This is a genomic window from Shewanella sp. NFH-SH190041 (assembly GCF_024363255.1).
Taxonomy (GTDB): Bacteria; Pseudomonadota; Gammaproteobacteria; order Enterobacterales; family Shewanellaceae; genus Shewanella.
The window spans coordinates 4163578-4176700 of the sequence record NZ_AP026070.1; the positions used below are offsets into that span (position 1 = coordinate 4163578).

The window sequence follows — 13123 nt, forward strand, 5'->3', positions numbered from 1 at the left end:
TTTAAATTGATAGTTTCGAGAAGCTTGAAGGGGGGAGTTGACGCAAACCCTTGTGTGACAAGGAGTGCAAGGTTCCCAAAAGGCCAAAATGGGTACCTGAATGAGACAGTGGCTTAATATGTGGTAATTTCCACTTGGAAGGCGTCTGCATTGTGGTACTGCACAAAGTTCTCCAAATAGGTGTTGATAAGCTCTGCAGCCTGAGTAATGGCACAACTGCCAAAGAAGCTATTAAAAAGCCTGTCCTCACTAAAACAGATATCCAACTCCTTCACCAACTCAGGAAACTGGCCGCCACACCAGGCAAAGTCAGTGACATAACTTAGCTGCCAGTTATCGCTATGGCGAGTCAGTCCGATTTCCACCGGGTGGTAGCCGCCATCCTCAACGCTGTAGTCAGGATCACGAAAGTTAATAGTGAGCAGTGTGCAATCATTGCCGATGGCTCCTGCTTGGTGTTGTTCCAGATAGTGACTGATTAATTGGTAGAAAGGCTCGGGCAATCTGAGCCTGGAGTAGGTTGTAAGTTTCATGTCGCCTCCTGTGGCGTTTGTAAACTGGGGAATATGGGGGCGAGGTTCAGGTATGGCTTTGCCAGTCAGGAGACTGGTTATTGCCATGGTTGTAGTAAACGCCATTGATGATCGGCTGCCACTCGCCTGTAGGCTGGCCGTACTCATTGCAAAGGCATTGCTGGCGCACAAAGGCAATCTCTTTAGGGAGGTGCTCAATGAGATCACTTGGAGAGACCAGCAGCAACGTCCGGCGCAAAGTACTCAAAGGCGCGATTGCTGGTGGTCCTATGACGTGTCCTTCACCATCTAAAGGGCGAGCAAATATCGGCAACGTCAGTTCCAGCGCAAGACGATTAAGCAGTTTGGGGGATGTACTGCAAGCCTCAGCAACGCAGGCCTGCGAAAAGCTATCTGAAAATACAATCATAGTTATTCCTCAAGGCTTAACGGCAAAAATGCTGCCGCCAGGCAGCTAGAAGGGAATCGCAAAAGGATTAAAGCCAGCCGCGCTCCGCAAACGACACAGATGTTTCGCCAACAACAATATGGTCGAGCACACGCACATCAATCAGGGCCAACGCATCCTTGAGTTTATTGGTAATAGCCCGGTCAGCATGTGAGGGCTCAGCCACACCAGAGGGATGATTGTGAGTCAGTATCACAGCTGCCGCATTTGCAAGTAACACGGCTTTGACGACCTCCCGCGGATAAACACTCGCAGCATCAATAGTGCCGAAAAACAGAGGTAAGAACTGGATGAGTCGGTGTTGGCTATCCAAAAGCATCAAAGCAAACACCTCCCGCTCATAATGTCCCATCTTCAAACTCAGGTACTCCTTCACTATTGGCGGGTTCTCGAATATCCCCTCGCGGGAATATTTCGACAGTAAAACTTCCGCCGCCTGCTCCAGTACCTGGTCAATGGGAACAGGCTGATTAACACGTTCTCCTTGCATGAAATACCTCCCCAAAAATCAGTGTCATAGACAATGCAATTCAGTGGCATATGCCTAAAAAGAGTTGGACCAAAAAAAGGAGCAGCCTTAGCTACTCCCTTGATTGCACACAGATTACAAATCTGAGTTCCGTGCCCAGGTATAGCCAGAGACCACACCAAGAACAAACAGCTTAGTTGCTGGCAGCGTTATCAGAAATGGCATCACCTGACTCCTTGAGGTAGCAGTAGATCCCAACGCCGACGATGAAGCCAGCAACGAAAGGTAAAGGCATATCGCCTCCTGATTATGTTCCTGTAGATGAGCGCCAGTTGGAACAAAACATGGCCCCCAACAATGACCTCAATAGCCACTGCATGTAGGTGATATATGCCTGAAAAAAGTTCGAGTCAGGTTCATGCCGAGTTGAAGTATGAGGCCAAGCCATCTTCGCGTCGAAATTTACGCAAAAGCCATATCACATGAGCAAATCACAAGGACAACACTCATGCGATTAATGAAACTGAAAGAAGTCATGTACATCACTGGCTTACCTAAATCGACCGTGTACAAATACATGAACGATGGCAACTTCCCCAAGCCAGTATCTCTGGGCGAGCGCAACGTGGCCTGGGTAGAGAGTGAGATTGAAGATTGGATAATGGAAAAAATCGAACAGCGAGACGCTGCAGAGGCATAGCGCATAAACCGGGAGCAACTGCTCCCGGTTTATGCCGCAGCCATGTTATCGTAACAACAAAACTTCCGAAATATGTTTGCAAAAATAAAATTAATCAGGTCCTGATTACTTGATATTAATCAGGACCTGATTATTATTAGGTCATAACTTACAGATGGAGAGTGGTTATGGCAAAAACAAGACACATCCAACAGCGTATGTCCCAACGAGGGATAAAGCAGTCAACTCTGGAAGTCGTTGAGCAGTTTGGAGCTTGGTGTGGTGATAAACAGATCCTTAATCGGAATGCATGTGACGCAGCATTGAGAGAACTTGACCGAATTCGACATGAATTGATTAAGGCTAAGGAACGAGGTGGATATGTCTTAGTTGAAGCCGGTGGCCAGAAAATTACAACGTATGCCCTCGAGAGCTATTCGAGGGCGCGGTAGGAATCATCAATGGAAAACAAAATCAAAAACCTTGTTAGGAAAGCAAGCGAGTTGATCCGAGGGGTCCCAGATCCAAAGGACGCTCTCCATATTGTAACGGCGCTCATTGCTTGTCGTGTAGCCGCAAACCGAGCAGACCTAGACTTAGATAGACAATTTGCCAATGTAGAAGAGCTGGCGGACTACCTCTCGCCAACGTTACCCGACATTGCAGATGCTTTGCTCGATATCAATGGGATTATACATCGTGCCAAAGTCGATGGTGTCACAGACATGCTTAGATATGCACAGTTAATATTGCAAACTGGCATCGAAGAGGTCGAACTAGGTTGGTTGCTTCACGATCTACATATGGAGGCAAGTGGGAAGAAAGGTCCTCCATTTGTACAGCGAGACCTAGCAGAGTTTGCTGTTGATTGGACGAGTCGAGAAGATATCTACGATACTGCATTTTGCCCTTTTGGAGGCTCATTTAGCTTTGCATATGCCTATGCAAGCAAGGGTATCAAGGCTGTATATATCCCTGATATGTTAATAGAAAGAGCTTGGGCAAGGATGATGTCCGTCTTCTGTGGAGATCGAATCAAAGTAAGCGGAACAAGTTCTATACACGATCATCTTGATGCATTAAACACTCATCAGCGTTTTGTACAGGGGGCGGCATTTCCCTATTGGGGTATGAAACTTAGCCAGAACGACCTACCAGCGTCATCAGAAATAATAGCACCTCATCAACCAGCCAGTAGCGAAGCTTTATTTACGCAGGTGATGCTATACAGCGTAGAAGGCCGCTCCGTAGTCATCGTTCCACCGAGCTTTCTATCTCGAACCGTAACAGGCGATAAGTCGTTAAAAGAAGAGCTGCTAAAAACTGGCAAGTTAGCCGCAGTAGTGCAACTCGCAAGCTTTTCCTTAAACGTTACATCAATGCCCCCGGTTATGTTGCTTCTGGACAAAAGACACAGTTGCAATGCGTTGGCAATAGACGCCTCAGGTGATCACTTTTATTTCAAGGAGCGCTTCAAAAACCACTTTGTCGGTAAACAGGCTCTTTTTGATGCGATTGACGGGCGAGACAAAAGCATATGCCATCACATTACAATTGCTGAAGCTGAGGCGAACGATTGGAACTTAGACGTGCTTCGCTATGTATTGTCAGACGAAGCATGGCAGCTCCAGGAAAAACTGGAGTCGATGCGGACCTGCTCTCTATCTGATGTAGTTAAATTCGTGCGCTGCCAGGCTTTAAAGGTTGATGATGAAGGTGAGCTTTACCAAGAAGCCAATCAAAGTGACATCGATAGAGTGGGCTTATTCAATAGCCCAAAGAAACAGATTCTCATCTCTGATTCCAAAGTTATGACTCGGGTCAATCGTCAACGTATGCTTCCCGGTGATGTATTACTAACGGTGAAGGGCAATGTCGGAAAAGTCGGGCTGGTTCCAAAAACCGCAGAGAACAATTGGATTGCAGGTCAGTCTTTTATCATCTTGAGACTTAAACCCAACGGCCCGATCCAGAACAGTGCATACCTTTATCGCTATCTCAATTCACCGATGGCTCAGCAGGCATTGGTGAGTAAGGCTGTGGGTATCGGTACCGGGATCAGGACTATCAAAATGAATGACCTGGAAGAACTGCCCGTGATTATTCCCACTCAGGCACAGGTCGAGGAAGCATCCGAAAAGCAGCAGCAGATGGTATCGCTGCAAGAACAAATCGCTCAGCTCCAGCAACAGATTGACGCCCTGCGTCACGACGACTGGCTGACACTTTAATTATCTCAAGTTCAAGGCACCGCATTGCTTTGAACTTTAACAAAGAATTACAGGACCCTTATGGACCATTCAGTACACAACAAACTGGTTTCTTTCATCTGGAACATCGCTGACGACTGCCTGCGCGATGTCTACGTGCGCGGCAAATACCGTGATGTGATCCTACCTATGGTGGTGTTGCGCCGCCTTGATACTCTGCTGGAACCTACTAAACAGGCGGTTTTGGACGAAGCCAAGTTCCAGCTTGAAGAGATGAATGAGGTTGAGTTGGATGAAGAGCCGTTGCGCCAGGCATCCTGTTATGTGTTCTACAACACCTCCAAGTGGACCCTGCGTAGCCTGCACAGCACTGCCACAAATAATCGCCAGATCTTGCTAGCCAACTTCGATGACTACCTCGATGGCTTTAGCGATAACGTCAAAGAGATCATCGAGCGTTTTGAACTGAAGCAAAAGATCCGCCATATGGCAGGTAAAGAGGTGTTGCTGGATGTGGTGGAGAAGTTCATCTCCCCACACATCAACCTGACCCCGGAAGAGAAGAACGATCCGGACGGCATTAAAATGCCAGCTCTGAGCAACCTGGGCATGGGCTATGTGTTCGAGGAACTGATCCGCAAGTTCAACGAAGAGAACAATGAAGAGGCCGGTGAACACTTTACCCCCCGAGAGGTTATCGAGCTGATGACCCACCTAGTGTTCGACCCCATCAAGGACAATCTGCCAAACGTACTCACCGTCTACGACCCTGCCTGTGGTAGTGGCGGCATGCTAACTGAAACCCAGAACTTCATCGAAGAGAAGTATCCAATAACTGGATCCAAGCGGGATATCTACCTCTTTGGTAAAGAGATTAACGATGAGACCTACGCCATCTGTAAGTCCGACATGATGATCAAAGGCAACAACCCTGAGAACATCAAGGTCGGCTCCACCTTGTCTACCGATGAGTTTGCGGGTAAGAGCTTCGACTTTATGCTGTCTAACCCCCCTTACGGCAAGAGCTGGGCCTCTGAGCAGAAATTCATCAAAGAAGGTAAGGACGTTATCGATCCTCGCTTCAAGGTGAAGCTGAAGGACTACTGGGGTGAAGAGCATACTGAGGATGTGACGCCACGCTCCAGCGATGGTCAGTTGCTGTTCCTGATGGAGATGGTAACCAAGATGAAGTCCACCAAAGACAGTCCTCTGGGTGCACGCATCGCCTCAGTTCACAATGGCTCCAGCCTTTTTACTGGGGATGCCGGTGGTGGTGAAAGTAATATCCGTCGTTACATCATTGAAAACGACATGCTGGAAGGCATCGTTCAGTTGCCAAACAACCTGTTCTACAACACAGGGATCAGCACCTACATCTGGCTATTGAACAACAACAAGCCAGAAAGTCGCAAAGGTAAGGTGCAGCTAATAGACGCCAGTCTGCTGTTTAAAAAGCTGCGTAAAAACCTGGGGGAGAAAAACTGCGAGTTCACTCCCGAGCACATTGCAGAGATCACCCGTACCTACCTCAGTGCAGCGAGTATTGAACGCGCCACCGATGAGCAGCACAACCCTATAGGCATTGCCGCTCAGGTGTTTGATAACGATGATTTTGGCTACTACAAAGTCACCGTTGAGCGACCAGATCGTCGTAAAGCCGAGTTCCGGGATGATTTAATTGAAACTCTGCGTTTTGACAAGTCACTGAGCGAAGTCATGGCGCACCTCTATGCTGAGCATGGAGAGCAGGTTTATGAGAAGAACTTCCTCAAATCTCAGGAGAAGGAAATCCTCACCTGGTGCGAAGAGAATGACATCACCCTCAATACCAAGGCCAAAACCAAGCTTTTCAGCACCGCGACTTGGGTTGGCCTGAAGGAGCTGGTGGATACCGCTTACCTGCTGAAGCAGAAGGTTGGTACCGAGGAATACCGTGACTTTAACCGGTTCCGCGAAGATGTGGATGCTGTATTGAAAGCGCAGAAGGTCAAGCTGGGTGCACCAGAGAAGAAAGCCATTCTGAACGCCGTTAGCTGGTATGACGAGACAGCCGAAAAGGTGATTAAAAAGGTTGCCAAGCTGACCGGCACCAAGTTGGAGGAGTTATTGGAGCGCTGTGAGTGTGAGTTGGCGGACCTGCCAGACTTTGGCTATTTCCCAACGGGCAAAGCCAATGAGTTCACCACTTATGAGTCCAGCAGTGATCTGCGCGACTCAGAATCCATCCCGGTGAAACAGAGTATCTATGAATACTTCCTAGATGAAGTGAAGCCGCACGTTGAGGAAACCTGGCTCAATATCGACAGCGTGAAGATCGGCTACGAGATCAGCTTTAACAAGCACTTTTACCGGCATAAGCCGCTACGTTGCCTCGATGTGGTTGCAGGTGACATCATCCAACTGGAGCGTCAAGCCGAAGGCCTGATTGCTGAGATCTTAGGTGTGAAGGTGCCTGAGGTTCAGGGAGAATCCGCATGAATAGCCTAATTGCGATGCCTAAATACGAAGATTATAAAGATTCTGGTATAGGTTGTATTGCGGACATCCCATCTCATTGGGAGATCTCTCGCTTGAAATATGTCGCCAATATAAAAAATGGCGATAGCTTAACACCAGCACAAAAAGAACTCTATTCAACTAAAAATGAGTCGACTCTATCATACATATCATCTAAAGATATTAATGTAACCACCTCCGAAATTAACTATAACAGCGGCATTTTTGTTCCCCAGCAAGAGGCAGGATTCCGTTTAGCTAATAAAAATACAACTTTGCTTTGCATTGAAGGTGGTAGCGCAGGTAAAAAAATTGCCTACACCAATCGTGAAGTATATTTTGTAAATAAGCTGGCTTGTTTGTTCGCACAAAAAGCGAATAGCAAGTTCCTATATTACTTTATATTTTCTAAACCATTTCAAGAGCAGTTTAAAAGTTCGATGTCAGGCTTAATTGGAGGGGTTTCTTTATCAAGTTTGAACAATTTTTATATATGCTTGCCAGATCTCGAGGTTCAATCTCAAATTGCAGCTTATTTGGATGTAAAAGTTAAAGGTGTAGATAGGGGCATTGCTATTAAAGAGCAGCAGATCGCGCTGCTCAAAGAACGTAAACAGATCATCATTCAGCACGCAGTTACCCAAGGGCTAAACCCAGATGTACCGATGAAGGATTCTGGAGTTGAGTGGCTTAGGGACATTCCTGAGCATTGGAAAAGTCAACGCTTTAAGTACCTCTTTACCCAGAGTAGACTGCGGGTTAGCCCTGATGATGGTGTTGTTACTTCATACCGGGATGGCCAGGTAACCTTGCGCTCCAATCGCCGCTTGGACGGGTACACTGAAGCCATTCTTGAAGGGGGGTACCAAGGGATCCGAAAAGGACAATTGGTATTGAACTCTATGGATGCCTTTGAAGGTGCAATCGGTGTGTCTGATTCCGACGGCAAGTGTACTCCAGAATATGTGATCTGCGACCCCATCTCGGATGAGTATGTTCCCGAGTATTTTGCCTACCTGCTGCGTGAAATGGCTCTGGCTAGATACATTCAGGTTATCTGCAGTGCCGTCCGGCAACGAGCAGTTAGGATTCGTTTTAATAACCTTGCGACACGGTTTTTGGTTGTTCCACCGAAGAGTGAGCAGCTTGAAATCGTTGAGCACGTTAAACGTGAATCAGCCCGAATTGATGGGGTGATTGCCCATCAGACCAAGCAAATCAGCAAGCTGAAAGAGTACAAAACCACACTGATCAATGCCGCTGTAACCGGCAAAATCAAAGTGGCTTAAGACGAGTCAACTGCAGAGGGCTAGCCCGCTAAAAAAAGCGGGCCAGGCTCTGAATCAAACAAGAAGGACCCCATCAGTTATGGTTAGTCAAACCAACGAACAAGCACTTGAAGCCGCTATTCAAAAACACCTGGTTGGCACTTGCGTTGAAACCCTGCAAGTCGGCGAAGCGACACCAAATTACGGTAACCGCTGCTTCCAGCTTGGATTGCCTGATGACTTCGATATGCAGTACGCGCTGGATACCAAGTACTTCTGGCAGTTTCTTGAACTTACTCAAGAGAAAGAGTTAGAGAAACTTAAGCGCAACAGCCCTAACGACTGGCGGCGTAAGGTACTGGAACGGTTTGACCGACTAATCAGTAAGCATGGGATCTTACACCTTCTGAAGAAGGGATTGAGCGTGGACGATGCTCACCTTCTTTTGATGTATCCAGCCCCATTGACCAGCAGTAGTGATCGGGTGAAGCAAAACTTCGATGAGAACATCTTCAGCTGCACTCGCCAGGTTCGCTACAACAAGCAAAAGCCGCTGCAGGAAATCGACATGGTGCTGTTTATCAACGGCATCCCGATTGTGACCCTGGAGCTGAAAAATGCCTGGACAGGTCAGAATGCCTGTTACCATGGCCAAAAGCAGTACAAGGAAGACCGCGACCCGACTCAGCCTCTATTAAGCTTTGGCCGCTGCTTGGTGCATATGGCTGTGGATACCGATGAGGTCTACATGACCACTAAGTTGGCTGGTAACAAGACCTTCTTCTTGCCGTTCAACAAGGGGGATGACCACGGCAAAGGTAATCCACCGAACCCGCACGGCCACAAGACAGCTTATCTGTGGGAAGAGGTATTTAAAAAAGAGAGCCTTGCCAACATCATCCAACACTTTGTTCGGCTGGATGGCACAAGCAAGACACCGCTGAATAAGCGCACATTGTTCTTCCCTCGCTATCACCAGATGAATGTGGTTCGAAAGCTGATTGATGATGTGTGCAATCGAGGCGTCGGCCAGACCTACCTTATCCAGCACTCTGCAGGTTCCGGTAAGTCCAACTCTATCACCTGGGCTGCCTACCAGTTGATTGAAGCCTACCCAACTAGCAATGAGGTTACAGGAAGCCGTGGTGTGGAGCATCCGCTGTTTGACTCAGTGATCGTGGTGACCGACCGCCGTTTGCTGGACAAGCAGTTGCGGGACAACATCAAAGAGTTCTCCGAGGTGAAGAACATCGTTGCCCCGGCGTATCGTTCTGCTGATCTCAAGTCCGCGCTGGAGAATGGCAAAAAGATCATCATCACCACCATCCAGAAGTTCCCATTCATCATAGATGGGATCTCCGATCTCAGCGATAAACGCTTTGCAGTGATCATTGATGAAGCCCACAGCTCCCAGTCTGGCTCGGCCCACGACAACATGAACAAGGTGATGGGTTCTGATGAAGAGTATGAGGATGCGCAAGACAAGGTGTTGCAAGCGATGCGTGCCCGTAAGATGCGCGGTAATGCCTCCTACCTCGCCTTCACAGCAACTCCGAAGAACTCGACCTTGGAGAAATTTGGTGAAGGTCAGGATGATGGCAGCTTTAAACCGTTCCACTTGTACTCGATGAAGCAGGCCATTGAGGAAGGCTTCATTCTCGATGTGCTGGCCAACTACACCACCTATAAGAGCTATTACGAGATCCAAAAGTCGATTGAGGAAAATCCTGAATTTGACAGCAAGAAAGCTCAGAAGAAGCTGCGGGCCTATGTGGAAACCAGTCAGCACGGGATCGACAGTAAAGCTGAGGAGATGCTCGATAACTTCATCACTAACGTAGTAAATACCAAGAAGCTTAAGGGCAAAGGTAAGGGGATGGTGGTGACGCAGAACATTGAGACTGCCATCCGCTACTACAAAGCGCTTAACCGTCAGCTGGATAAAATGGGGAATCCCTTCAAGGTTGCTATCGCCTTCTCTGGCACCAAAGAGGTGGATGGGGTTGAGTACACTGAAGCTGGCATGAATGGATTCCCGGATACCGACACCAAGGATTACTTCGACGTTAACTACAAACGTAACAATCCCAATGATCCAATCCCGAAGCATGTGGATCAGGACGCCTATCGCTTGCTGGTAGTAGCTAACAAGTATCTGACGGGCTTCGATCAGCCCAAGCTCTGTTCCATGTATGTGGACAAGAAGCTTGCAGGTGTTCTGTGTGTGCAGACTCTATCGCGGCTGAATCGCTCTGCACCAAGCCTCGCGAAGAAGACAGAAGACCTTTTTGTGCTGGATTTCTTCAATACGGTTGAAGACGTCAAGAAGTCTTTTGACCCCTTCTACACATCGACCACCCTGTCTGAGGCAACCGACGTTAACGTGTTGCACGAGCTCAAGGATTCTATGGACGATGTGGGTGTCTACGAGTGGCATGAGGTAGACCAGTTCACCACCCGCTTTATCGATGGTGTGGATGCCCAGGAACTGAGCCCGCTTATTGATACAGCAGCCGCTCGCTTTAACCATGAGTTAGAGCTTGAAAACGACGACAAAGTGGATTTCAAGATTAAGGCTAAGCAGTTCGTGAAGATCTACGGCCAGATGGCGTCCATCATGCCCTATGAAGTTGTCGCATGGGAGAAGCTATTCTGGTTCCTCAAGTTCCTCATACCAAAGCTGAAAGTGGAAGACCCTGAGGCTGATGCACTCGACGCGTTGCTTGATTCTGTTGACCTTAGCTCCTACGGCCTCGAGCGTGTAAAGGTCAGCTATAAGATTGCCTTGGATGCTGAGGAAACGGAACTGGATCCACAGAATCCTAATCCACGCGGTGCCCATGGCGGTGAGAAGGAAACCGATCCGCTGGATGCCATCATCGAGGTGTTTAACGAGCGCTGGTTCCAAGACTGGAGCACGACACCAGAAGAGCAGCGAGTGAAGTTCGTCAATATCGCTGAGAGCATGAGGAATCACCCAGACTTTGAGGCGAAGTACCAGAACAACCCTGATCCTCACAACCGTGAGCTTGCCTGGGATAAGATGCTCATGGAGGTGATGCTGCAGCGTCGAAAGGACGATATGGAGTTTTACAAGCTGTTTGCCAAAGACTCTGCCTTTAAGCTGTCACTGAGCCAAAGTATGCAGCGTATGGTTGGAATGTAGAGCACGGAACGATTGAGTCCTCTAACTACTCATTGTAAAAACATGAAACTCATACGGATTATCAACTTAAAATGTTGCATCATGGCATCTAAAGAACGCTTTCCCTTCCCCGTCACGGGGCCACAAAAAGCGATAGGCCTGCTCCGTATGGCCATTTTAAAGGACTAATTGTGAACCCATCCGTTTCTCACATCACCCACCTAGACAACCTTGCCGGTATTATCCAGCAAGGTTGTCTGTGGTCGGACGCCAAACGAATTGAGCTAGGGCTGATGAACCACAACATTGGCTATAACCATATCAAGCAACGTCGCCTTATTCGCCCTGTTCGTGTCGCTGCCGGTGGCACGATAGGGCAATATGTACCGTTTAATTTTTGTCCTCGCTCAGTAATGCTTTATGTTATCCATAGAGGACACGCCGACTTTCAAGGTGGACAGGACCAGATCCTGCACTTGGTCAGCAATGTAGAAACTGTGTGTCTGAGCAATCAACACTGCTTTTTTACAGATATTCATGCAGACCTTGATTATGCTGAGCAAATAGATGATTTCAGCCGCCTCAAGGAGTTGGACCTGCAACGCATCATCAACGAAAGATACTGGCAAGACTTTAAGGAAGAGAAACAAGCAGAGTTTCTTGCTTTTGAATCGGTAAGTTGGAACAACATCATCCGAATCGGTGTAAAATCAGAGGATGTTGCACAAAAGGTAAATCAGCAAATCGCAAACTGTGCTCATAAACCAATCGTTGAAGTAAAGCCAGGCTGGTATTACTAGGAGGCAAATGATGATCAATTATGTTACTGGCAACATCCTGCATGATCAGTCAGATGCAATCATCAATACCGTCAATACCGTTGGTGTGATGGGTAAAGGGCTAGCGTTACAGTTTAAAAAAGCCTTTCCACACAACTTCACTGTTTACAAAAAAGTATGTGATAACAAAGAGATAACTACCGGAAAAGTATTGTCCGTGTCGCTTAACAGCATGAATGCCCCCTACTACATCATCAACTTCCCTACCAAGTCACATTGGAAAGGTAACTCTAAACTGGAGTATATCGAACAAGGTCTTGATGATTTGCTGAAAGAAGCTGACCGACTCCAACTCAAGTCCGTTGCTATTCCGGCCTTGGGAAGTGGCTTGGGAGGCTTGCCCTGGAATGAAGTCAGCAAAGTAATTGCACAAAAATTATCGACCAGACCAGATATCGAGTGGCGGGTTTATCCTCCGCAATCAGCACCTGATGCCAAAGCAATGGTAGACAAAACTACACGCCCTAAAATGACTCCCGGACGGGCGGCAGTGCTAGGGGTAATAGAACGCTATAAGTCTACCGGCTTCGATTATCGACTTTCTCTATTAGAAATACAAAAGCTAGTCTATTTCTTGGTTGAGTCAGGCGAACCCTTAAATAAAGTCGTGTTCAGTAAACACCACTACGGGCCCTATGCCGATGTTTTACGCCACGTATTGAACCGAATGGAAGGCCATTTCATTACAGGGTTTGGTGACGGCAAAAATAAACCTGAAACGCCCATAGAACTTAAACCTGATGCAGCCGAAGAAGCACTGAGTTATCTAGAGCAACATGCTGACACCAAACAACGCTTTGAGCGCGTTTCTAAGCTCATTGAAGGCTTTGAGTCGCAAAACGGTATGGAATTACTCTCAACTGTGCACTGGGTGGCAACCAAGGAGTCTGACGGCTCTTTAACCCCAGAGGATATTGTTAGTAAAGTTCACTCATGGAACCCTCGTAAGGCCCAAATGAAGCCAGCGCATATTCTGGCCGCGTGGGAACGGCTCAAGGACCAACACTGGATTGCTCAGTAACGATGTTCCTAAACA

The 13123-nt window shown here is 47.7% G+C and carries 10 protein-coding genes; 7 read left to right on the forward strand and 3 right to left on the reverse strand.

The window, feature by feature from the left end; all coding sequences use genetic code 11:
* Nucleotides 1–113: 113 nt before the first annotated feature.
* The 3 genes from NFHSH190041_RS18565 to radC form a co-directional block, all read right to left on the reverse strand.
* On the reverse strand, nt 114–533 hold the full coding sequence (locus NFHSH190041_RS18565; RefSeq protein ID WP_261923184.1) for a DUF2787 domain-containing protein: 420 nt from the start codon (nt 531–533) through the stop codon (nt 114–116).
* 46 nt (nt 534–579) lie between these two features.
* Nucleotides 580–942 (reverse strand): hypothetical protein, encoded by a 363-nt coding sequence (locus NFHSH190041_RS18570; protein WP_261923185.1) that lies wholly within the window; start codon nt 940–942, stop codon nt 580–582.
* A 67-nt stretch (nt 943–1009) separates the two neighbouring features.
* A complete protein-coding gene (gene radC / locus NFHSH190041_RS18575) occupies nt 1010–1471 on the reverse strand; it encodes a RadC family protein (RefSeq protein WP_261923186.1) in 462 nt (153 codons plus the stop codon).
* A 487-nt stretch (nt 1472–1958) separates the two neighbouring features.
* Between radC and NFHSH190041_RS18580 the strand changes: the two genes are divergently transcribed.
* The 7 genes from NFHSH190041_RS18580 to NFHSH190041_RS18610 all read left to right on the forward strand — a co-directional run bounded on the left by NFHSH190041_RS18580 (nt 1959) and on the right by NFHSH190041_RS18610 (nt 13108).
* Nucleotides 1959–2150, forward strand: a complete 192-nt coding sequence (locus tag NFHSH190041_RS18580) for a helix-turn-helix transcriptional regulator (protein ID WP_261923187.1) — start codon at nt 1959–1961, stop codon at nt 2148–2150.
* 440 nt (nt 2151–2590) lie between these two features.
* Nucleotides 2591–4360: an N-6 DNA methylase gene (locus tag NFHSH190041_RS18585; RefSeq protein ID WP_261923188.1), complete on the forward strand. Its 1770-nt coding sequence runs from the start codon at nt 2591–2593 to the stop codon at nt 4358–4360.
* A 60-nt stretch (nt 4361–4420) separates the two neighbouring features.
* Complete coding sequence (locus NFHSH190041_RS18590; RefSeq protein ID WP_261923189.1) at nt 4421–6817, forward strand: class I SAM-dependent DNA methyltransferase; 2397 nt, start codon at nt 4421–4423, stop codon at nt 6815–6817.
* Entirely contained in the window at nt 6814–8124 is a 1311-nt protein-coding gene (locus NFHSH190041_RS18595) for a restriction endonuclease subunit S (protein ID WP_261923190.1), read from the forward strand. Before NFHSH190041_RS18590 ends, NFHSH190041_RS18595 begins: the two co-directional genes overlap by 4 nt.
* Nucleotides 8125–8203: 79 nt before the next feature.
* Nucleotides 8204–11269 carry a type I restriction endonuclease subunit R gene (locus NFHSH190041_RS18600; RefSeq protein WP_261923191.1) on the forward strand — a complete coding sequence of 1022 codons (3066 nt, stop codon included), beginning with the start codon at nt 8204–8206 and terminating at the stop codon, nt 11267–11269.
* A gap of 170 nt (nt 11270–11439) precedes the next feature.
* Nucleotides 11440–12048 (forward strand): DUF4433 domain-containing protein, encoded by a 609-nt coding sequence (locus NFHSH190041_RS18605; RefSeq protein WP_261923192.1) that lies wholly within the window; start codon nt 11440–11442, stop codon nt 12046–12048.
* A 7-nt stretch (nt 12049–12055) separates the two neighbouring features.
* The gene (locus tag NFHSH190041_RS18610; RefSeq protein ID WP_261923193.1) at nt 12056–13108 is read left to right on the forward strand and encodes a macro domain-containing protein; all 1053 of its coding nucleotides are present in this window, start codon (nt 12056–12058) and stop codon (nt 13106–13108) included.
* Nucleotides 13109–13123 lie beyond the last annotated feature (15 nt).

Excerpts from the sequence above, each read along its gene's own strand:
- NFHSH190041_RS18565 (WP_261923184.1), bottom strand. The coding sequence starts at position 533 with ATGAAACTTACAACCTACTCCAGGCTCAGATTGCCCGAGCCTTTCTAC.
- NFHSH190041_RS18570 (WP_261923185.1), bottom strand. The coding sequence starts at position 942 with ATGATTGTATTTTCAGATAGCTTTTCGCAGGCCTGCGTTGCTGAGGCT.
- radC (WP_261923186.1), bottom strand. The coding sequence starts at position 1,471 with ATGCAAGGAGAACGTGTTAATCAGCCTGTTCCCATTGACCAGGTACTG.
- NFHSH190041_RS18580 (WP_261923187.1), top strand. The coding sequence starts at position 1,959 with ATGCGATTAATGAAACTGAAAGAAGTCATGTACATCACTGGCTTACCT.
- NFHSH190041_RS18585 (WP_261923188.1), top strand. The coding sequence starts at position 2,591 with ATGGAAAACAAAATCAAAAACCTTGTTAGGAAAGCAAGCGAGTTGATC.
- NFHSH190041_RS18590 (WP_261923189.1), top strand. The coding sequence starts at position 4,421 with ATGGACCATTCAGTACACAACAAACTGGTTTCTTTCATCTGGAACATC.
- NFHSH190041_RS18595 (WP_261923190.1), top strand. The coding sequence starts at position 6,814 with ATGAATAGCCTAATTGCGATGCCTAAATACGAAGATTATAAAGATTCT.
- NFHSH190041_RS18600 (WP_261923191.1), top strand. The coding sequence starts at position 8,204 with ATGGTTAGTCAAACCAACGAACAAGCACTTGAAGCCGCTATTCAAAAA.
- NFHSH190041_RS18610 (WP_261923193.1), top strand. The coding sequence starts at position 12,056 with ATGATGATCAATTATGTTACTGGCAACATCCTGCATGATCAGTCAGAT.